Source organism: Citrobacter sp. CK206, from assembly GCF_030333125.1.
Classification (GTDB): Bacteria; Pseudomonadota; Gammaproteobacteria; order Enterobacterales; family Enterobacteriaceae; genus Citrobacter_B; species Citrobacter_B koseri.
In genome coordinates this window covers 226,414-247,482 of the sequence record NZ_JAOWGM010000021.1, presented here as the reverse complement: position 1 = coordinate 247,482, position 21,069 = coordinate 226,414, and the positions used below count along the sequence as shown (strand labels likewise).

The window sequence follows — 21,069 nt, the reverse complement described above, 5'->3', positions numbered from 1 at the left end:
ATTAATCAACGTTCAAAGGTGGAACAGGTCGACCCTGACGTTGGTAAAAATCGGTCACGAAGCTCTCTAATTTACCCTCTTCAATAGCCTTGCGTAAACCCGCCATCAAACGCTGGTAGTAACGCAGGTTATGAATCGTGTTGAGTCGCGCGCCCAATATTTCGTTGCAACGGTCGAGATGATGCAAGTAGGCACGCGAATAATTGCGACAGGTGTAGCAATCACACTCGGCATCGAGCGGGCTGGTGTCGCTTTTATGCTTCGCATTACGAATTTTCACCACGCCGTCAGTCACGAACAGGTGACCATTACGGGCATTGCGTGTTGGCATAACGCAGTCAAACATATCGATACCGCGACGCACGCCTTCCACCAGATCTTCCGGTTTGCCGACGCCCATCAGGTAACGAGGTTTGTCCGCCGGGATTTGCGGGCAGACATGCTCCAGAATGCGGTGCATGTCTTCCTTCGGCTCACCCACAGCCAGACCGCCGACAGCGTAGCCATCAAAGCCAATCTCTACCAGACCTTTGACGGAGATATCGCGTAAATCTTCGTAAACGCTGCCCTGAATGATACCAAAAAGCGCATTTTTGTTGCCCAAACCATCAAAACGGTCGCGGCTACGCTTCGCCCAGCGTAAAGACATCTCCATAGAGCGTTTAGCATAGTCCCAGTCCGCCGGATACGGCGTACATTCGTCGAAAATCATGACGATATCGGAACCGAGATCGTACTGAATCTCCATGGATTTTTCAGGATCGAGGAAAATCGGATCGCCGTTGATCGGGTTGCGGAAATGCACGCCCTGCTCGGTGATCTTGCGAATATCGCCGAGGCTGAACACCTGGAAACCGCCGGAGTCCGTCAGGATCGGGCCTTTCCACTGCATGAAATCATGCAGATCGCCATGCAGTTTCATGATTTCCTGACCCGGACGCAGCCACAGGTGGAAGGTGTTGCCGAGAATAATTTGTGCGCCGGTAGCTTCAACTTCTTCCGGCGTCATGCCTTTAACGGTGCCATACGTACCGACGGGCATAAAAGCAGGCGTTTCCACTACGCCACGATCAAACACCAGGCGGCCACGGCGAGCGCGTCCGTCGGTAGTATCCAGTTCGAATTTCATTTTCTCTCCATACGCCAGAAAAACAGTCTGACGTTTAAACCTGTGCCGCGAACCTACTTCCCGACACGCTCATTCAAAGCCTGCGGATTGTACGTGATAAACATCGCGTCCCCGTAGCTAAAAAAGCGATAATTTTGTTCTACCGCAGCCTTGTACGCATTCATCGTGTGCTGATAACCCGCAAAAGCGGACACCAGCATAATCAGCGTCGATTCCGGCAGATGGAAATTGGTCACCAGCGCATCAATCACTTTGTATTGATAACCTGGGTAGATGAAGATTTGCGTATCGCCGAAGAACGGTTCGATCAGGTCGTTTTTCGCCGCCTGCGCCGCACTCTCCAGCGAGCGTACCGAGGTGGTGCCTACCGCGATGATCCGATTACCCCGCGCTTTTGCCGCCAGCACCGCATCAACCACCTCCTGCGGGACTTCGGCGTACTCCGAGTGCATGATGTGATCTTCAATGGTCTCCACACGCACCGGCTGGAACGTCCCCGCGCCGACGTGCAGCGTCACAAACGCCATCTCAATGCCTTTTTCGCGCAGCGCGGCCAGCAGCGGATCGTCAAAGTGCAAACCTGCGGTTGGCGCGGCAACGGCCCCCGGTTTTTCACTGTAGACCGTCTGATACAACTCACGGTCGGCGTCTTCATCCGGGCGGTCGATGTACGGCGGCAGCGGCATATGGCCGATCGCGTTGAGAATCTCCAGAACCGGGCGCGCGTCGTTGAACTCAACTTCAAACAGCGCGCCATGACGTGCGGTCATGGTGGCGTTAATGCTTTCGTCATCGCCCAACAGCAGTTCCGCGCCCGGTTTCGGCGCTTTGGAAGCGCGAATATGCGCCAGAATACGTTTGTCATCCAGCATCCGCTCAACCAGCACTTCAATCTTGCCGCCGCTGGCTTTACGGCCAAACAGACGCGCCGGGATGACGCGGGTATTATTAAAGACCAGCAGATCGCCAGGGTTGAGCTTATCGAGCAGATCGGTGAAAGTACCGTGCGTCAGCGCGCCCGTCGGCCCGTCCAGTGACAGCAAGCGACAACGACTGCGCTCAGGCTGCGGATAGTGGGCAATCAGGGATTCGGGTAATTCAAAGGAAAAATCGGTAACGCGCATGACACTGACTCAGACTAAAATAAGAGGCGGGTAGTCTAGTGCCGGGGCGCGCTCCCTGCAACCGTTACCCCTCAAGTTAAGAGATATAAGCTATAGACAAAATCATTCAGGATGTATCGAGGCGGCAACTGAATGAGTCTCCAGGCGCTTACTCAAGTAAGTCGCTGGGGTGAGGCCCGGGGATAGGCCGAGTAACTCGCAGCCAACAAAGAGGCAGTTTGAAGGATGAAGTGGATATGAATTTTCTTGCACACCTGCACTTAGCACATCTCGCCGACAGCTCGCTTTCCGGCAATTTGCTGGCCGATTTTGTTCGGGGAAACCCGGAGGCTAATTTTCCCCCTGACGTGGTGGAAGGGATTTATATGCATCGGCGGATTGACGTCATGACCGATAATCTGCCGGAAGTGCGTGAAGCGCGGGAATGGTTTCGCAGCGAAACCCGTCGTGTAGCCCCCATCACTCTGGATGTGATGTGGGACCACTTCTTGTCGCGCCACTGGGCGACAATATCTCCCGATTTCCCGTTGCAGGCATTCGTGGGCTACGCCCATGCGCAGGTCAGCACTATTTTGCCCGACTCGCCGCCGCGTTTTGTGAATCTGAACGATTATCTGTGGTCGGAAAAGTGGCTGGAGCGTTATCGCGATATGGATTTTATCCAGAATGTCCTCAACGGGATGGCGAATCGCCGCCCACGCCTCGATGCCCTGCGCGATTCCTGGTACGATCTGGATGCGCACTACGATGCGTTAGAAGCACGTTTCTGGCGCTTCTACCCGCGCATGATGGCGCAGGCGCGTCAGAAGTCGCTTTAGCTGCCTGATAAGCGTAACGCCATCAGGCAAAAAATTGATAGGTGAAACCTGTCTCATTGATTGTCAGCACCGCGTTGAGTTGCCCTCTTCCCCTCCCTATACTTGCCCGCGTTGCGTTCCAAACCCCTTAACTTTGCAGGAGTATTTATATGGTACTGGTTACTCGTCAGGCCCCGGACTTCACAGCAGCCGCCGTACTGGGTAGCGGTGAGATCGTTGAAAACTTCAACTTCAAACAGCACACCAACGGCAAAGCAACCGTTCTGTTCTTCTGGCCGATGGATTTCACCTTCGTTTGCCCGTCTGAACTGATTGCTTTCGACAAACGTTATGAAGAGTTCCAGGCGCGTGGCGTAGAAGTTGTCGGCGTTTCTTTTGACTCTGAATTCGTCCACAACGCATGGCGTAACACCCCTGTCGATAAAGGCGGCATCGGTGCAGTGAAATACGCAATGGTTGCTGACGTGAAGCGTGAAATCCAGAAAGCCTACGGTATCGAACACCCGGAAGCGGGCGTTGCCCTGCGCGGTTCTTTCCTGATCGACGCCAACGGCGTGGTTCGTCACCAGGTGGTTAACGACCTGCCGCTGGGCCGTAACATCGACGAAATGCTGCGTATGGTTGACGCGTTGCAGTTCCACGAAGAGCACGGCGAAGTGTGCCCGGCACAGTGGGAAAAAGGCAAAGAAGGGATGAACGCCTCTCCAGACGGCGTGGCAAAATACCTGACTGAAAACGTCGCCAGCCTGTAATCGGCTCGAATTGAAAAAAGCTCGCTATGGCGAGCTTTTTTATTGCGCTTATCAGGCCTATGGATTTTTGTAGGCCGGATAAGGCGTTCCGCCGCCATCCGGCGTAGTGCCCGGTGGCACGCCGTTTACCGGGCCTACAAACATGTCGCGTTTACGCCGCGCCGTCCTTTTTCACCTCGCGCCAGATTCGCCACGCCATCACCAACAGTACCGCGACGCCAGCAATCAACGCCCCCCACACCAGTAACGTTTTCCAGCGGCTTTGCTGCTCCGCAGCCGACGTTGCCGTCAGCCGCGCCTCACCGCCCAGCGTTACGCGCTGCTGCGTCATCGCCCAGGGCAGGTCGTTAACATCCTGCGTTTTGCGCAGCGACGCCGGGATCAGCATATCCAGCTCAACATCGGCTTTTTCCGCCGCCCGGTTTCCCCAGGCCAGCATATACGGGCCTTTCCCCTGCGTATTGAACACCAGTTGATAACTGTCCCGCGCGCCGCTCAGCGCAGGCAGCGTTTCCGGCAATCGGGCGTTGATGGTGGTCATACGGATAGCTTCAACCTGTTGACCTGAAAGAAGAATATCCTCCGAACGCTTCCCGTCGAGGCGGTACAGGATCGTTTTCGTCAGTGGACGCCACGCCTCTTTTTCCCCGCCGCGCCATGCCAGCTCAACCGGTAAAACGCCCTCGTTTTCCAGCGCAATTCTGAGCGACGTCAGCGGCTGCGGCTGATTCCAGCGCCATACGGCTTCTGTTTCCGACACTTTCTTTGCGTGGGCCTCCAGCGCAATACGCTCCGACGCTGGTTCTCCGCTGTCCGCAATGGCGCTTACGCTGTTTAAGGTCAGCGGCGGACTTTGCGAATCAAGAATCACCAGCAGGTAGCAACGGCCTTCCGCAGAGAGCGTCAGGCTGGCGCTGATGGTGTCCATTTTCAGCCGATCGTTATCGCGCGTCAGATCCATCAGCGGCGCGTCTTCTTGCACGGGTTGCCAGTAACGTAAATCACGGCTGGCATAAACGGACGCCTTCCCCTGCCAGTTGCCCGCAGGCGTGTTCCAGTTCAGGCGCAGTTGCGCCAGCGAAAAGGCCGCCGTCATCTCTTCCGGCAGAGTCAGTAAATAGCTCTGCCCAACCGCGTTAACGTCATCGCTTTCCAGATGAATTTCCACGCCGGTCTTTGAACGCAAGACAAAGGATTCGCTTCCACGGCGCTCCCCTTCCCGCGGTGATACTGGCGACATATCCAGAGGAAAAAGCCGCAGCGCCACCGTCTCTGGCGTGACAGACGGCGTTTTCTGCGCCGTCAGCGCAAAGGGCACCGTATCGCCCTGGCGGTTAAAAACCCGCACATCGCGTAAATCCGGCCAGGCGCTTTGTTGGTAAAGCGCCAGCGGCAGCGAAACGCGATACCACGGCGATGAACCCGTCGCTTCCAGCATCATGCCGGTGGCGTAATCCTGCGGCGTTTCCGGGGCTTCATCACGGCTGAACGCCGGCCACGCCACACTCAGCAACGCGCTCCAGACTACCGCTTTCATCCATTTCATTTTTCTTCTCCTGCTTTGGGCGGTAACGGTGAGAAATACCCGACGATAAGTACCAGGATCGCCACGCCGATAAAAGCGATGGCGCGCGCCAGCCCGCCGCCGCGCGCGCTATCCACCAGCATCAGCTTAACAATGACGATCCCCAAAAGCACCGCGCCGCATAACCATTCCCGCCGCGAACGGCGACGGGTCGCGAGCAACATCATAACTAATGCCGTCAGCATCCAGAACAGGGCGAAACAGGTCTGGATCAACCGCGAATGCCACAATGTCTCCATGCTCCACGCCACCTCGCCATACCACGCCAGCGCCCGCATCAGCCCTCCGTTCAACCACCAGAATGCGAGCGCCGCCAGCACCACAGGCGCCCATGCGCGATATTTCGCTAACGGCGACGGCAGAAAACGACGAGAGAAACGCGCAAGGAGGAACAATCCCAGCAAGGCGAAAGCGGCTCCCTCCTCAAGCGGGTTCACCACTGGCAGATAGCGCTGTTGGAAAACCACGCCATCCTGTAAATTCGCCAGCACCAGAAGCAACAGCAGGATCGCTGCCACGGGCGCCAGCGCCAGCGCGCCGTACAACGCAGGCCAGCATTTGAACGGCCACAAATCGCGGCGCAGCGCGGCGTGTACCAGCAGTATGACGATTCCGCCCGCCGCCATCATCAACCCGCTGCGCCAGGCGTCCATTCCCCACGGCAACGACTGCACAAACCAGAACAGCTCCATCCCGAGCGCTAAAAGCACCATCCAGAACAAGGATAAATGCAGCGTCCGGGAGATGCGCGGCGGCAGATGCGCATCATCACGATAAAGCATGAGCACCGCACAAGGCAGCGCCACGCACCACGCCAGATTTTGCCAGCCTGCGGCGAAAATCTGGCGTTCTTCAATCTGGTACAGCAATGCCAGCAGCATCGCAGGCCACAGCAGCCAGGGGCTGTAACCTAACGCCTGCCAGGCGAGCCGCCCGCTCAGATAACGCCAGAGCCAGGCGGACGCGGCGAGTAGCGCCAGCACGCCAGACCATTCGGCAGCATAACGCGCCAGCGCCAGTTGCGAGGCGCCCGTCAGCGCGACGATCCAGAAGGCGATGCCGCCCGCCAGCAGCGCCCAACTGACCTCCTTCTTCTCGCTGCGCCACAGCCAGGCGCCGCCCAGCCAGCACAAACTCAGCACGGCGAAGATCATCATCACCGTCAGCGGCGCGGCGTCATCGGCCAGCGCCCACAGCGCGCTGCCCACAGCCAGTAGCATGAGCGCAGTGCCGCTATAACTCATCCGCCGCTGCTGTTGCTGCATACCCAGCCACAATACGCCAAGCCCCTCCAGCGCCCAGGCCATTGCCGTCCAGCGCGCCGAAAGCGCCAGCGGGATGGCGAGGGTAGTAAACGCGCCGCCCAACGCGAGCGCCGCCAGCACCAGCGGCCTTCCCATCGACGGGTAGCGGCGCAGCGCCAGCCACGCCAGCACCATATAGAACGCGCCATATCCCAGCGCACTGAGCGCCGGACCGTAATCCATATGTTGGGTAATGGCGTACTGCATGCCAAACCCAACCAGCGGCGGCGCAAACAACAGCACGCCATCAACAATATGTTTGCCTTTTTCCTGCGCCCGCAGCGACAGCGCCACGCTCAGCACGCCGAAAATAATGATATTGGCAATCAGGAAAAGCTGGCAGTTGAGCCAGTATTCAGGCCGGTAGTCACTGACACCCCACAGGCCGCCGACCCCGAAAGTGAATAATAACCCCAGCAGATTAAGCTCACGCCAGTGCTGCCAGACGCTTATGGCAAGAATGCCTGCCGACAGCAGGAGATAGAACGAGAACAGCGCCACATAGTTCCCGCTGCCCGTCGACAGCAGCAGCGGCGCAAGATAGCCGCCCAGGCTGGCCAGCATCGCCAGGCTAAGCGCTTTTTGCAAAATAGCCAGCCCTACGCTTGCGGCGCAAATCAGCACCAGCAGCGCAAACGCCAGCGTCATCGGCAGCATTTGCCACAGCCGGAATGCGCCAAAGACGGTCAGATAGAGCGCGCCTGTCGCACCGCCTTGCAGGATCAACGCATAAACCGGCTGTTTGTGTCGCAAACGCCAGCCCGTCGCGAGCAGCACTACGGCACACAGCGCCGCAGTGACAAGACGCAGTTCAAGCGGAAACAGCGCGTGTTCAACCGTATAACGCAACAGGAAAGATAAACCGAAAAAGAGGAGCAGGATGCCCAGCTTCGCCAGCGGATTTCCCTGCATAAACCAGCGCGCCAGCGAGGTGAAAACGCCGCCGAACGCGGAAGGTTTTGCCGTTTTAGCAGGCGCCGGGAGCGGTTTTGCGAGGGTTTCCTGCGCAGCCCAGGGATTTTCCGGCTCAGATATGGCCGCTTCGATGGCATCAGGCGGCGATGGCGCGACACGCTCTTTCGCAGATAGCGAAGGTTCCGCCGTCACCTGTACCGCAGGCGCTTCTTCCGCACGCTGCTGTTCAAGTTGCTCAACCCGTCGGCGCAACACCGCCAGCTCAAAGCGAACCGCCGCGCTGCGGTTGAGCGCGACAATCGCGAGAATGGGAACCACCACCAGCGCGAAGAATAAAACAATGCAGCCAAGGATTAAAAGCTCATCCATGTTTCCACCTTCACTGTACAAGGACAGACCAGAATGACATAGATTATTACATTTTTGCCATCCCTGAAGGTGAAAATGCCGGATCGCAGCGTAAACCAGAACGCGGCTTAGGGGCGAATAGAGCCGACCATTTTTAATGCATTATTGAGGAAATGAACCATGCTAATAACGTGGTTATTTCATCTTATTTTGCATAACAGACACCCTCAAAAAAATGCCATGCTTTGGTCTAAATTATTCACTGGCATTGTTTTTCGACAGTCTGTACAACGTACTTATTTCATTTTCAGGATATTTTCAGATCATGCGAATCAATCTGGACGTTCTGCTCATTCTTGATGCTATCGACAAACACGGCTCGTTTGCCGCTGCGGCCGGGTCGCTGTTTAAAACCCCCGCGGCGCTTAGCTATATGATTCAGAAACTGGAAAACGATCTCGATATTGAGCTTCTCGATCGCTCCGGCCACCGGGCGAAATTTACCGATACCGGACGAATGATGCTGGAAAAAGGGCGTCTGCTGCTCAACGCCGCAAAAGACCTGGAGAAACAAGCCGTGCAGTTAAGCTCTGGCTGGGAAAAAGAGCTGGCGATAGCGCTGGATGACTCCTTCCCTTTCGAGACGCTGCTGCCCGTTATTGATGCGTTTTATGCGCTGAATAAGCAAACGCGCCTCAATTTTACACACCATACGCTGGCGGGATCGTGGGAAGAGCTGACGCACAACGGCGCGGACATCATTCTCGGCGCAATTAACGAGCCTCCGACCTCCGCCGCCTGGTCATATAAAATGCTCGGCACCCTGGACAACGTATTTGTGGTCGCGCCTTCGCACCCGCTGGCCGCCGCCACGGACGGTCTGACCAATGAGCAACTCTGTCTGCACCGGGCGGTGGTGATCAGCGACAGCGCCCGCTTCTGCCATCCCCTGCAATCCAATTTAATGGATGAGCAGCCGCAAATTCGCGTGGATGACTTCGACAGCAAAGTGACGCTGCTGCGCGCCGGTTTAGGGTGCGGATTCCTCCCCCGCCATATTGTCAGACCGTGGCTTGCCACCGGCGAGCTGGTGGAAAAATCCGTCATCTCTTTTCGGCAGAAAGATGTCGCCTATATGGCATGGCGCAACCACAGCGACGGTCTGGCGCAGCGCTGGTGGCGAGAAGCCCTGCTCGCCAGCCCGGAAGTCGCGCAGCTCTATCAGTGATTCACCCAGACCGTAGCGGAAATGGCGGGCAGGCTGAGAACACCCTCAGCCAGTTGGCCTTTCCCCTCTTTGCCTCGCCATTCGCTGACGTTAAGCAACGGTGAGGCAGGCAATACGACCTCACAGGCCTCGCCCCGGTTGATCGCCACCAGTACGCGCTGCTGGTGATAGACTCGCACAAAGACCACCACATCTTCTTCGGCATAAATCACCTGGCAACCGCCGTGACGTAGCGCCTGCGTGCGCTGGCGAAGTTTCCCCAGACGCTGGTACAGCGCCAACAGCGTGGCATCCTGTTTTTCAACCTGCCACGGGAACGGCTTACGACAGAACGGATCGTTATTGCCGTCCAGCCCCACTTCATCGCCGTAATAGATGCAGGGAACGCCAGGCCAGGTAAACAGCCAGACAACCGCCAGCGGCAAACGCGCCACGTCTTTGCCCAGCAGCGATTTGAAACGGGCGGTATCGTGGCTGTCCAGTTGGTTAAACATCCGTAGCTGCTGCTGATGCGACAGACCAGCACGGTAGTTATCCATCCAGGCGATGCAGGTTTGCGCGTCAATGTGCTGCGGATCGTAAGAGATATCGGTATTGGCGAGAAATCCCCACAGCGGGAAAGTGAAGCCGCGATAGTTCATAGCGGCGTCTTCCGCATCCGCCTGGAGCCATTGCCGCGCATCGCCAAAATGCTCGCCAACGATATAGGCGTCAGGCTGCGTCTCTTTTGCCGCCTGCGTAATGCCGGCAACGTGTTGCAGGTTATTGCGCGCGCCTCCGGCCTCGCCCAGCATATGCACCACATCAAGCCGCCAGCCGTCCATATGCCACGGCGCTTTCAGCCAGTGACGCACAATGCTGTCTTCACCGCGGTAGATTTCATTGACCAGGCTTTCCGACTGGTAATCCAGCTTGGGCAGACTCGGATACCCCAGCCAGTCCAGCGCCACGCCCTCCGGGGAGAAAGAGTACCAGTCACGCCAGGGCGAATCCGGGTTGTGGCATGCGCCGCCGCTTCCCCGATTGTGCCTGTCAAACCAGGCGTGCGAGTCGCCGCTATGGTTAAAGACGCCATCCAGCACCAGGCGCATTCCCTGCTGCTGCGTATGCTGCCGCAGGCGCAGCAGCGCCCGATCGCCGCCAAACTGCGGATCAACGTGACGATAATCTTCCGTATCGTATTTATGGACGCTTGGCGCGCTAAAGACCGGGTTCAGGTACAGCGCCGTCACCCCCAGTTTTTTCAGGTACAGCAGTTTCTCACTGATCCCGTCCAGATCGCCGCCGTAGAACGTCGATCCCCCGGCCTGCGCAGTCACCGGATCGTCCCAGTCATGCAAGACGATATCCTGACCGGCGGCATGATGGTAATAGACATTATCCTGTTCCGCTTCGCGCGGCTGGCTGCGGGCAAAGCGATCCGGGAAGATTTGATAGAAAATCTGATCGGCGACCCATTGTGGGCCATTGTCCGGCACATCGACGGCAAACTGCTCCAGCCGCGCGGGCGGGAAACGGCTAAATCCCTGCGGCGTGAACCACAGCTGGCGATCGTGCCAGAGCAGCTTAAAGCTGTAGCGACGGCGCGGCTGTCCGCTGGCGAGATCGATCGCCGCCCGCCACGCCGTGACGCCCGGTTGCGGTTGACTGCGCAGCCGATGCATCGCCAGCGAGATTTCTTCATTATCGTTCTCAGCGCGTAGCGTCACACGCTGGGGCAGGTTTTCCCCGCTCAGCCATAACGTAATGGTCAGTTGTTCTTTGTTTTGCTTAACAAATGGGGCAACCGGAAGGTGCCAGGCGTTCAACATCACGTATCCCCTTTGATGAAAATGAAGCCACCTTGCCATAGCGACATCAAGGATAACTCATCATCTTAATGTTTATTGGGGGAGGAGTCCGGGGGAGGATATTGTTTGATACTGCCGGGCGGCGGCTTCGCCTGACCCGGCCTACGGTTGCCTGTAGGCCGGGTCAGCGTTAGCGCCATCCGGCGGGGAATCACCCCACTTCAGCCAGTTGGCGGTCGCGGCGGCGTTTAAACATCCAGCCGACCAGCAGCAGTGCGATCCAGGCGAAACCGACGTACAGCGAAATACGGGTATCTGGATGGTAGCCGATAAGCGCGATAATAAAGACCAGGAAAATCAGGCCCGTAACGGTTGTCGCCACGCCGCCCGGCACTTTAAATTTCAGCGCCTTCACCTCATCCGGCGGCAGACGGCGGCGGAACGCAATCTGCGACAGCAGGATCATAATCCATACCCATACCGTGGCGAAGGTCGCCAGCGAAGCAATCACCAGGAAGACGTTTTCCGGCATGATGTAGTTCAGGTAAACCGCGAACAGCAGCGCAATGGTCATCACCATAACCGTCACCCACGGAATACCGCGACGCGACGTTTTAGCGAACACTTTCGGCGCACTGCCCTGCTCCGCCATACCGTGCAGCATACGCCCCACGCCGAACACGTCGGAGTTAATCGCCGACAGCGAAGCGGTCAGCACCACAAAGTTCAGAATGCTGGCGGCAAACGTAATGCCAAGATGCTGGAAGGTCAGGACGAACGGGCTGCCGCTGGTGCCAACCTGGTTCCACGGGTAGATAGACATGATGACGAACAGCGTGCCCACGTAGAACACCAGAATACGCATCGGCACAGAATTGATGGCACGCGGAATAGATTTTTCCGGGTCTTTCGCTTCTCCGGCGGTGATGCCGATAATTTCAATCCCGCCGTAAGCGAACATCACCATTTGCAGCGACATCACCATTCCCAGCCAGCCGTTGCTGAAGAACCCGCCGTTGCTCCACAGGTTGTGGACCCCGGTCGGCTGCCCGCCGTTGCCAATCCCCCAGATAATGATGCCGAAGCCGGCGACAATCATGATGATGATAGTGGCGACTTTAAAGAACGAGAACCAGAATTCCAGTTCGCCGAATACCTTCACGCTCATCAGGTTGATGGCGCAGATAAGTAGCACCACGCTCAGCACCCAGATCCAGTGCGGCACCGCAGGGAACCAGACCCCCATATAGATACCGAAGGCGGTCACGTCGGCAATGGCGACAATCAGAATTTCAAAACAGTAAGTCCAGCCGGTAATGTAACCCGCGAGCGGGCCGAGGTTTTCCTGCGCATAGCGCGAGAACGAGCTGGCGGCGGGGTTATGCACGGACATTTCGCCCAGCGCGCGCATAATAATGTACGCCGCGACCCCGCCGATAATGTAGGCCAGCAACACGCTTGGCCCGGCCATTTTGATGGCGTCTGCCGAGCCATAAAATAATCCGGTGCCAATTGCCGATCCCAATGCCATAAAGCGAATGTGCCGGGTGCTCAGCCCACGCTTTAGCTTGTTATTGCTTTCCATCAATTCCGAACCCATCAAAATAATAAAAAAACCACGGGGCCTGTAGCCCCGTGGTTAAAACATACTGTCAGTGATCTTAGTGAGCGCTGGAGGTCACTTGTCGACCTGCGGCGCGATCCCAGATAATTGCCAGAACAACCATCACCACTGTTGGCATCAACCACGCCAGCCCCTGTTCCGCCAGCGGTAAACGCTGGGTCCAGGCCGGTAAGATGTCACCAATCGCAGAGGCTTTAATCCCGTCAAGGATACCAAAAACCAGGCTGATAAACATCGCCGGAGCAATGACGCGGGAAGAATTATGCCACCATGAGCGGGTAAAGCTTAATACAACCAGTGCGATACACGGCGGATAGATGGCTGTCAGCACCGGAATAGAAATCTGAATCAGATGGCTCAGACCCAGATTCGATACCACCATTGAGAAGCCGCCCAGAATAAACACCAGCGTGCGATAAGAGAGTGGGACGTACTGCGCAAAGAACTCCGCACATGCGCAGGTCAGGCCAACCGCCGTCACCAGACAGGCGATGAAAATCAGCGCCGCCAGCAGCAGGCTACCCGCGCCGCCGAAGGTATGCTGAACGTAAGCGTGCAGGATTGCCGCGCCGTTAGCAGACTGATCGACCAGCGTCGCGCTATCCGATCCCAGACGGAACAGCGCAAGGTACAGCAGCGTCAAACCCACACCCGCCATCAGGCCCGCCCAGACGGTATAACGGGTCAGCAGGCGCGCTTCTTTAACGCCGCGCGAGCGCGCCGCATTGACGATAACGATACCAAACACCATTGCGCCCAGCGTATCCATCGTCAGATAGCCATTCACAAAGCCATTAGAGAACGCCGCGTTCTGGTAGGCGTCCATCGCGTCGCTAATCGGACCGGCAGGCCAGATGATTGCCGCAACGGAGAGAATAATCAGCGCGATGATTTTCAGCGGCGCCAGGAAGTTACCCACCGTGTCCAGCAGTTTGCCCGGATAGAGCGATACCAGAATCACAATGGCGAAATACACCAGGCTGTAGATAAACAGCGGCAGTGCGGAATCGCCGGTCAGCGGCGCAATCCCGACTTCAAAGGAGACGGTCGCCGTACGCGGCGTTGCGAATAACGGCCCCACCGCCAGATAACAGACGGTCGCCAGCAGAACGCCAGCCACTTTACCAATCGGGGTGCTCAGGCTATCAACGCCACCGCCGACTTTCGCCAGCGCCACAACGGTAAGTACCGGAAGACCAACGGCAGTAATCAGAAAGCCGAACGCCGCAGTCCAGACGTGTTCGCCTGCCTGCAAACCGACCATCGGCGGAAAGATAATATTGCCTGCGCCAACGAACAGCGCAAATGTCATAAAGCCCAGAGCGATAATATCGCGCGATTTTAACTGATGGGTCATAAAGTTTTACTGCCTGTGGATGTGGTGTTGAAAACGTTAAATTTTCTGCCCTTCCCTGCGGGACGATACAGCGGCATTTTTAAGCAATTCCAGCGGGATATGCTCCTGGGCTGGCGCGGCGAAGAATAGTTTTTCGATTTACCGCGTAAATGCAGTCGGTATGACAGCATCTGGAGCGCAATTTAAACGCTTATAACGTTTTAAAGCAAGGTGAGATCCAAAAACCAGAAGAATATAGCGATATGAAATTAGCAACCAGTACAAAACGCTATCCATAAGAAAAAGTCATGGCTAATCATGCGAACAAAAAAGCATCAGACGTTGAAAAATTCAGCAGAGTCTTCTTTACTGCAAAGAAAATAAGCCAGCATCCGCTGGCTTATGGAAAGCTAACCTTACGAACCACAATTAAGCGCAATTTTTGGCAATTAATCGTTCCGGCAGCACAAAGCTGAAGCGCGTCCCTTTACCCGGAGAACTGTCGATAATCAATCGACTCTCGTGATGATTCAGCGCATGTTTCACAATCGCCAGACCTAATCCGCTTCCCCCGGTTTGCCGCGACCGCGCTTTGTCCACACGGTAGAAACGCTCCGTCAGACGCGGAATATGCTCAGGCGCAATCCCCGGCCCGTTATCTTCCACGCTGAACTCCGCACCGTGGGTTACATGCTGCCAGCGCACGGTAATATGCGTTCCCGCAGGCGTGTGATTCACCGCGTTATAGACCAGGTTCGAAATCGCGCTGCGCAACTGTTCTTCGTTGCCCAATACGCTCAGCCGGGCATCCACTTCAAACGTAAAGGTGTGTTTCTGCTGGCTGAGCGCCTGCGCCTCACGCTCAACAACGCGCAGCATCATCGGCACATCTACCCTTTCATTTAACAGAAGCGCGGGCGCCGCCTCAATTTTCGACAGTGTCAGCAGTTGTTTCACCAGCCCTTCCATCCGGTGCGTTTGCTCACGCATCGTATGCAGCGCCTTCTCCCGCGTCGCGCCTTCCAGAGGCTGCTCCTGCATCATCTCCAGATAGCCCTGCAAGACGGTGAGCGGCGTGCGTAGTTCATGGCTGACGTTCGCGAAGAAATTGCGCCGCGCGCCTTCAAGCTGGTGCATCTGCGTCACGTCGCGCGCGACCATCAACAGTTGCTGATCGGTATAGGGCATCACGCGGATCTCCAGATGCCGCCCGGTGTTGAGCACCAGGTTGAGCGGCCGGATAAAATCGCGTGTTTTGAGATACTGCGTAAATTCCGGGTAGCGCAGCAGGTTCAGAATGTTTTGCCCGTTGTCGTCCGGCCAGCGCAGCCCAAGCACCTGTTGCGCCAGCCCGTTACACCAGAAAATCCCGCCGTCTTCGGTTGTCAGCACCACCGCGTCGGGGAGGGATTCCGCCCCGCTGCGAAAGCGTTTAATCAGGTTTCCCAGTTCGCGACGCCGCTTTTTATTACGCAACTGCATCTGGTGCAGACCGTACAGCAGCGGCTCCCAGCTCCCGCGTCCCGGCGGCGGCGTCATACTCATATCGACCCACAGCCACCAGGAGAGGCGCAATAAATTCCAGAAATGCCAGATCAGCAATCCCGTTACCGACGCCAGTAAAAACCAGGGCAGATAACCAAAAAAAGCACTGAGGATAAAAGCGGGGATGCAGCAGAGGATCAGCTCCAGCACCAGCCTTTTCCATGACAGCCGTTCCAGCACGCGTCACACTCCCTTCAGAATAGTAAACCCGCCCGCCACACCGAGATGCCGGTCTGGCGGCAAGGTATTAAAAACGGGTCGAAAAGCGATACCCGGTTCCGCGTACCGTTTGCACCATACGATCGTGACCGCTGTGCTCCAGCGCTTTACGCAAACGACGAATATGCACATCGACCGTACGGTCTTCAACATACACATTCGTTCCCCAGACATGGTTGAGGAGCTGCTCGCGACTGTAGACGCGCTCAGGATGCGTCATAAAGAAATGTAACAATTTAAATTCGGTCGGCCCCATATCGAGCGGATTTTCCCCGGTCATCACGCGATGTGAGGTTGGATCGAGGCTAAGCCCCTGCATCTCAATCACCTCTTCTACCGCCATCGGCGAAATGCGGCGCATCACAGCTTTGATACGCGCCACCAGCTCTTTAGGGGAAAACGGCTTGGTGACATAGTCATCCGCCCCGGTTTCCAGCCCGCGCACGCGGTCTTCCTCTTCGCCTCTTGCCGTCAGCATAACCACAGGGATATCCCGGGTCATCGCTTCACGCTTGAGGTGTTTAATAAACTGAAGGCCCGACCCGCCGGGCAACATCCAGTCAAGGAGGATTAAATCCGGCCAGGGTTCATTCAGTTGGTTCACAGCACTGTCATAATCTTCGGCTTCTACTGGCTGAAAGCCATTTTGCTCGAGCACGAAGCAGACCATTTCACGAATTGGAGCTTCATCTTCTACGACCAGAATACGTCTCGCCATGATTTGCCCTGTTTAAATAAGTCGTTGTCATCAATGCGGCGCCATTATGCGTCAGATTTATGACAGATTTATGAAAAAGATAGTCGACATTCGGCTCAGGTTATTGATTTATGACAGTCACGAAACAAGATATTACCGTTCCCGACGGGTTATAATCCTGCCCACGCTTTTTCGTCATGGAACCGTTATGCGCATCCTTCACACCTCTGACTGGCATCTGGGACAAAACTTCTACAGCAAAAGCCGCGCCGCCGAGCACCAGGCGTTTCTCGACTGGCTGCTGGAAACCGCGCAATCTCACCAGGTGGATGCGATTATTGTCGCGGGTGACATTTTTGATACAGGATCGCCGCCAAGCTATGCCCGCGAGTTGTATAACCGGTTTGTTGTCAATTTACAGCAAACCGGCTGTCATCTGGTGGTGCTGGCCGGAAACCATGACTCCGTCGCCACGCTCAACGAATCCCGCGATATTCTGGCGTTTCTCAACACCACCGTGGTCGCCAGCGCAGGCCACGCGCCGCAGTACCTTTACCGTCGCGACGGCACGCCGGGCGCCGTGCTTTGCCCGATTCCGTTTTTACGCCCGCGCGACATCATCACCAGCCAGGCGGGGCTTTCGGGCAATGAAAAACAGCAGCATCTGCTCGGGGCGATCACTGATTACTACCAACAACAGTATCAGGAAGCCTGTAAGCTGCGCGGCGACGGCGATCAAACTCTGCCGGTTATCGCCACCGGGCACCTGACCACCGTCGGCGCCAGTAAAAGTGACGCGGTACGTGACATCTATATCGGCACGCTGGACGCCTTCCCGGCGCAAAACTTCCCTCCTGCCGATTATATCGCGCTGGGACACATTCACCGGGCGCAGATCATTGGCGGCACGGAACACATCCGCTACTGCGGCTCTCCGATCGCGCTGAGCTTTGATGAGTGCGGCAAAAGCAAATGCGTCCATCTGGTCAGTTTTGCAAACGGCAAATTACATCAAGTAGAGAACCTCACCGTTCCCGTCACTCAACCGCTGGCGGTGCTGAAAGGCGATCTGGCCTCCATCACCGAACAACTTGAGCAATGGCGCGATGCTCACCAGGAGCCTCCCGTCTGGCTGGATATTGAAATCACCACCGACGAATACCTTCACGATATGCAGCGCAAAATTCAGGCATTAACGGAGTCGCTGCCCGTTGAGGTTTTACTGGTGCGCCGCAGTCGGGAAAATCGCGAACGCATTATGGCTAACGAACGACGTGAAACCCTGAGCGAACTGCGCGTGGAAGACGTTTTTACCCGCCGTCTGGCGCTGGAAGAGATGGATGAGCCCCAGCGTGAACGTCTGACGCAGCTTTTTACCACCACCCTACATTCGCTGGCCGGGGAGCATGACGCATGAAGATTCTCAGCCTGCGCCTGAAAAACCTCAACTCCCTGAAGGGAGAATGGAAAGTCGATTTCACAGCAGAACCTTTTGCCAGCAACGGGCTGTTTGCCATCACCGGGCCGACCGGCGCGGGGAAAACCACGCTGCTCGACGCCATCTGTCTTGCGCTCTATCACGAGACGCCACGCCTGAGCACCGTTTCGCAATCGCAAAACGATCTGATGACCCGCGATACGGCCGAATGCCTTGCTGAAGTGGAGTTCGAGGTTAAAGGCGAGTCTTACCGCGCTTTCTGGAGCCAGAACCGCGCCCGCAATCAGCCGGATGGAAACCTGCAAGTGCCGCGCGTGGAGCTGGCGCGCTGCGCCGACGGAAAAATCCTCGCCGATAAGGTCAAAGATAAGCTGGAGATGACGGCATCGCTTACCGGGCTGGATTACGGACGTTTTACCCGCTCCATGCTGCTGTCGCAGGGGCAGTTCGCTGCGTTTCTCAATGCGAAGCCAAAAGAGCGCGCCGAGCTTCTGGAAGAGCTGACCGGAACCGAAATCTACGGGCAGATCTCCGCGCTGGTGTTTGAAAAGCACAAGACCGCCCGCACCGACCTGGAAAAGCTTCAGGCGCAGGCCAGCGGCGTCTCGCTGTTAGCGCCGGAGCAGCAGCATTCCCTCAATGAAAGTTTGCAGGCGCTCACTGACGAAGAAAAACAGCTGCTCGCCCGCCAGCAGCTTCACCAGCAACATCTGCACTGGCTGACCCGTCAGAATGAGTTGCAGGCTGAAATGAATCGCCGCCAGCAGGCGCTGCGGGTCGCCCAGGAAGAACAGGAAAACGCGCAGCCGCAGCTGGCCGCGCTGAACCTGGCGCATCCTGCCCGGCAGTTACGCCCACACTGGGAACGCATTGAGGAACAAACCGCTGCCGCCGGGCGCACACGTCAGCAAATTCAGGAAGTGAATGCTCGCTTACAAAGCGTATTACACCTGCGCAGCCGCATTCGACACAGCGCTCAACAACAATCCGCCGAACTGCGCGCCACCATGCAGACGCTGACCGGGTGGCTCACCGAGCATGAACGCTTCCGCTTGTGGAGCAGTGAACTGGCAGGCTGGCGTGCGCTGTTTGCTCAACAGTCCAGCGATAAAGCGCAGTTGCTTAAATGGCAGCAGCAGTGTGCAAGCGATATCCGCAAGCGTGACGCGCTTCCACCGAATCCTCTGACGCTTACGCCAGAAGAGGCCACGGCAGCGCTGGCGCAGCATACGCAGCAGCAGCCGCTGCGTCAGCGGCTCGCCAGCCTGCATGGGCAGATAGCGCCTAAGCAAAAACGACGGGAACAACTGCAAACCGCGATCCAGAATAGTCAGCAGGAGTTGGCCCGACGCAGTGCGGCGCTGGAGGATAAGCGGCAGAAATATAAAGAAAAAAATCAGCAGTTCATGGATGTAAAAACGATTTGCGAGCAGGAGGCGCGCATCAAAGATCTGGAAAGCCAGCGAGCGCTGCTGCAATCCGGCCAGCCATGCCCGCTCTGCGGCTCGACCTCGCATCCGGCGATTGCATCCTATCAGGCACTCGAACCCGGCGTGAATCAGGCGCGGCGAGATGCACTGGAAAAAGAGGTCAAGACGCTGGCGGAAGAAGGCGCCGCCTTACGCGGGCAACTGGAAACATTAACGCAGCAGCTACACCGCGACGAAAGCGAAGCGCAAGCACTGGTAAAAGAGGAGCAAGCGCTCACTCAAGAATGGCAGACGCTGTGTGGCGCGCTAAAAGTTACGCTGCACCCTCAGGACGATATTTCACCGTGGCTGACCGCCCGGCAGGACTATGAACAACAGCTGTATCAGCTCAGCCAGCGCCATATGTTGCAGGCGCAGATCGCCGCCCATACCGGGCAGGTTACGCAATTTCAGCAGCAAATCGACCAGCGTCAAACTACGCTGCTGTCTGAACTGCGCCGCTACGGGTTATCCCTGCCCGCCGACGGAGAAGAAGCGTCGTGGTTAAACGCCCGCGCGGATGACGCGCAAACATGGCAACAGCGCCAAACGGAACTGGGCGAGCTACAAACGCGCATCGCGCAGTTGGCTCCCCTGCTGGAAACACTACCGGAAACAGATATTCTCCCGGAGAGCAACGAGCGCGTGGCGCTGGATAACTGGCGGCAGGTACATGATGATTGCGTTTCGCTACAGAGCCAGTGGCAGACCTTGCAGCAGCAGGAAGCGCAGGAAATGCAGCGGGTAGCACAGGCGCAGGCGCACTTTGACGCCGCGCTCAAGGCCAGCGTATTTGACGATCGCGCCGCCTTCCTTGCCGCGCTGCTGGACGATGAGACCATCGCCCGCCTCGAACAACATCGCCAGGCGCTGGAAAACCAGTTACAGCAGGCGCAGGCCTTAGCCGCTCAGGCGAGCCAGGCTCTGGCAGAACATCAACAACATCCGCCCGAAGGGCTGGATCTCACGCTCACACCTGAACACATTCAGCAGGCCGTGACGCAATTAACCGGACAACTGCGGGACAATACGACGCGTCAGGGGGAGATCCGCCAGCAACTCAAACAGGATGCGGATAACCGCCAACAGCAGCAGTCTCTGATGCTGGAGATTGAAAACGCCTCGCAGCAGGTGGAGGACTGGGGTTATCTGAACGCGTTAATCGGCTCTAAAGAGGGCGATAAATTCCGCAAATTTGCTCAGGGACTGACGCTGGATAACCTGGTCTGGCTGGCGAACAATCAGCTGACTCGCCTGCATGGTCGTTACCTGCTCCAGCGCAAGGCCAGCGAAGCGCTGGAACTGGAGGTGGTCGATACCTGGCAAGCGGATGCCGTTCGCGATACCCGCACGCTGTCGGGCGGCGAAAGTTTCCTGGTCAGTCTGGCGCTGGCGCTGGCGTTGTCCGATCTGGTTAGCCACAAAACGCGCATCGACTCTCTGTTCCTTGATGAAGGGTTCGGCACGCTGGACAGCGAGACGCTGGATACCGCGCTGGATGCCCTGGACGCGCTGAATGCCACCGGTAAGACGATTGGCGTAATAAGCCATGTGGAAGCGATGAAAGAACGCATTCCTGTGCAAATTAAGGTGAAGAAAATCAACGGGCTGGGTTACAGCAAACTGGATAAGATGTTTGCTGTGGAATGACGGTTGTTTTGCCGGATGGCGGCGTAACCGCCTTGTCCGGCCTACAGGGAGCACATTGTAGGCCCGGTAAGCATAGCGCCGCCGGGCATTACGCCGGA

14 protein-coding genes are annotated in these 21,069 nt (G+C 56.9%); 5 read left to right on the top strand and 9 right to left on the bottom strand.

Features of this window, described 5'->3' with window-relative positions; genetic code table 11:
• Nucleotide 1 precedes the first annotated feature (1 nt).
• On the bottom strand, nucleotides 2-1,129 hold the full coding sequence (gene tgt / locus OGX81_RS04210) for a tRNA guanosine(34) transglycosylase Tgt (protein ID WP_012133574.1): 1,128 nt from the start codon (nucleotides 1,127-1,129) through the stop codon (nucleotides 2-4).
• A gap of 53 nt (nucleotides 1,130-1,182) precedes the next feature.
• Nucleotides 1,183-2,253: a tRNA preQ1(34) S-adenosylmethionine ribosyltransferase-isomerase QueA gene (queA, locus tag OGX81_RS04205; protein WP_012133575.1), complete on the bottom strand. Its 1,071-nt coding sequence runs from the start codon at nucleotides 2,251-2,253 to the stop codon at nucleotides 1,183-1,185.
• A 236-nt stretch (nucleotides 2,254-2,489) separates the two neighbouring features.
• Between queA and acpH the strand changes: the two genes are divergently transcribed.
• Nucleotides 2,490-3,071, top strand: coding sequence for an ACP phosphodiesterase (gene acpH / locus OGX81_RS04200; RefSeq protein ID WP_049009713.1), 582 nt, complete (start codon nucleotides 2,490-2,492; stop codon nucleotides 3,069-3,071).
• A 149-nt stretch (nucleotides 3,072-3,220) separates the two neighbouring features.
• Nucleotides 3,221-3,823 carry a peroxiredoxin gene (locus OGX81_RS04195; protein WP_012133577.1) on the top strand — a complete coding sequence of 201 codons (603 nt, stop codon included), beginning with the start codon at nucleotides 3,221-3,223 and terminating at the stop codon, nucleotides 3,821-3,823.
• 151 nt (nucleotides 3,824-3,974) lie between these two features.
• On the opposite strand, the gene OGX81_RS04190 is transcribed toward OGX81_RS04195, so the two are convergent.
• Nucleotides 3,975-5,369, bottom strand: coding sequence for a DUF3999 domain-containing protein (locus OGX81_RS04190; protein ID WP_104869001.1), 1,395 nt, complete (start codon nucleotides 5,367-5,369; stop codon nucleotides 3,975-3,977).
• Nucleotides 5,366-7,996 carry a DUF2339 domain-containing protein gene (locus OGX81_RS04185; protein ID WP_104869002.1) on the bottom strand — a complete coding sequence of 877 codons (2,631 nt, stop codon included), beginning with the start codon at nucleotides 7,994-7,996 and terminating at the stop codon, nucleotides 5,366-5,368. The genes OGX81_RS04190 and OGX81_RS04185 overlap by 4 nt, the downstream gene beginning before the upstream one ends.
• A 304-nt stretch (nucleotides 7,997-8,300) precedes the next feature.
• Here OGX81_RS04185 and OGX81_RS04180 point away from each other — a divergent pair, with 304 nt between their 5' ends.
• Nucleotides 8,301-9,203 carry a LysR family transcriptional regulator gene (locus tag OGX81_RS04180; RefSeq protein WP_024130600.1) on the top strand — a complete coding sequence of 301 codons (903 nt, stop codon included), beginning with the start codon at nucleotides 8,301-8,303 and terminating at the stop codon, nucleotides 9,201-9,203.
• Here the strand turns inward: OGX81_RS04180 and malZ are convergent.
• From malZ to phoB, 5 genes are all read right to left on the bottom strand, one after another.
• The gene (malZ, locus tag OGX81_RS04175; RefSeq protein ID WP_104869003.1) at nucleotides 9,197-11,014 is read right to left on the bottom strand and encodes a maltodextrin glucosidase; all 1,818 of its coding nucleotides are present in this window, start codon (nucleotides 11,012-11,014) and stop codon (nucleotides 9,197-9,199) included. The two genes, OGX81_RS04180 and malZ, sit on opposite strands and share 7 nt — an antisense overlap.
• A 190-nt stretch (nucleotides 11,015-11,204) precedes the next feature.
• Entirely contained in the window at nucleotides 11,205-12,578 is a 1,374-nt protein-coding gene (gene proY / locus OGX81_RS04170; protein ID WP_104869004.1) for a proline-specific permease ProY, read from the bottom strand.
• A gap of 76 nt (nucleotides 12,579-12,654) precedes the next feature.
• Complete coding sequence (gene brnQ, locus OGX81_RS04165) at nucleotides 12,655-13,974, bottom strand: branched-chain amino acid transporter carrier protein BrnQ (RefSeq protein WP_012133587.1); 1,320 nt, start codon at nucleotides 13,972-13,974, stop codon at nucleotides 12,655-12,657.
• A 408-nt stretch (nucleotides 13,975-14,382) separates the two neighbouring features.
• Nucleotides 14,383-15,678, bottom strand: a complete 1,296-nt coding sequence (gene phoR, locus OGX81_RS04160) for a phosphate regulon sensor histidine kinase PhoR (protein WP_012133590.1) — start codon at nucleotides 15,676-15,678, stop codon at nucleotides 14,383-14,385.
• A gap of 67 nt (nucleotides 15,679-15,745) precedes the next feature.
• Nucleotides 15,746-16,435 carry a phosphate response regulator transcription factor PhoB gene (phoB, locus tag OGX81_RS04155; RefSeq protein ID WP_012133591.1) on the bottom strand — a complete coding sequence of 230 codons (690 nt, stop codon included), beginning with the start codon at nucleotides 16,433-16,435 and terminating at the stop codon, nucleotides 15,746-15,748.
• A 187-nt stretch (nucleotides 16,436-16,622) separates the two neighbouring features.
• Here phoB and sbcD point away from each other — a divergent pair, with 187 nt between their 5' ends.
• Together sbcD and sbcC are read left to right on the top strand one after the other, a co-directional pair.
• Nucleotides 16,623-17,831, top strand: a complete 1,209-nt coding sequence (gene sbcD / locus OGX81_RS04150; protein ID WP_104869005.1) for an exonuclease subunit SbcD — start codon at nucleotides 16,623-16,625, stop codon at nucleotides 17,829-17,831.
• On the top strand, nucleotides 17,828-20,971 hold the full coding sequence (gene sbcC, locus OGX81_RS04145) for an exonuclease subunit SbcC (RefSeq protein WP_071259925.1): 3,144 nt from the start codon (nucleotides 17,828-17,830) through the stop codon (nucleotides 20,969-20,971). The genes sbcD and sbcC overlap by 4 nt, the downstream gene beginning before the upstream one ends.
• Nucleotides 20,972-21,069: the final 98 nt, after the last annotated feature.

Excerpts from the sequence above, each read along its gene's own strand:
- queA (WP_012133575.1), bottom strand. The coding sequence starts at position 2,253 with ATGCGCGTTACCGATTTTTCCTTTGAATTACCCGAATCCCTGATTGCC.
- tgt (WP_012133574.1), bottom strand. The coding sequence starts at position 1,129 with ATGAAATTCGAACTGGATACTACCGACGGACGCGCTCGCCGTGGCCGC.
- OGX81_RS04195 (WP_012133577.1), top strand. The coding sequence starts at position 3,221 with ATGGTACTGGTTACTCGTCAGGCCCCGGACTTCACAGCAGCCGCCGTA.
- sbcD (WP_104869005.1), top strand. The coding sequence starts at position 16,623 with ATGCGCATCCTTCACACCTCTGACTGGCATCTGGGACAAAACTTCTAC.
- brnQ (WP_012133587.1), bottom strand. The coding sequence starts at position 13,974 with ATGACCCATCAGTTAAAATCGCGCGATATTATCGCTCTGGGCTTTATG.
- sbcC (WP_071259925.1), top strand. The coding sequence starts at position 17,828 with ATGAAGATTCTCAGCCTGCGCCTGAAAAACCTCAACTCCCTGAAGGGA.
- malZ (WP_104869003.1), bottom strand. The coding sequence starts at position 11,014 with ATGTTGAACGCCTGGCACCTTCCGGTTGCCCCATTTGTTAAGCAAAAC.
- OGX81_RS04180 (WP_024130600.1), top strand. The coding sequence starts at position 8,301 with ATGCGAATCAATCTGGACGTTCTGCTCATTCTTGATGCTATCGACAAA.
- acpH (WP_049009713.1), top strand. The coding sequence starts at position 2,490 with ATGAATTTTCTTGCACACCTGCACTTAGCACATCTCGCCGACAGCTCG.
- OGX81_RS04185 (WP_104869002.1), bottom strand. The coding sequence starts at position 7,996 with ATGGATGAGCTTTTAATCCTTGGCTGCATTGTTTTATTCTTCGCGCTG.
- phoB (WP_012133591.1), bottom strand. The coding sequence starts at position 16,435 with ATGGCGAGACGTATTCTGGTCGTAGAAGATGAAGCTCCAATTCGTGAA.
- OGX81_RS04190 (WP_104869001.1), bottom strand. The coding sequence starts at position 5,369 with ATGAAATGGATGAAAGCGGTAGTCTGGAGCGCGTTGCTGAGTGTGGCG.
- proY (WP_104869004.1), bottom strand. The coding sequence starts at position 12,578 with ATGGAAAGCAATAACAAGCTAAAGCGTGGGCTGAGCACCCGGCACATT.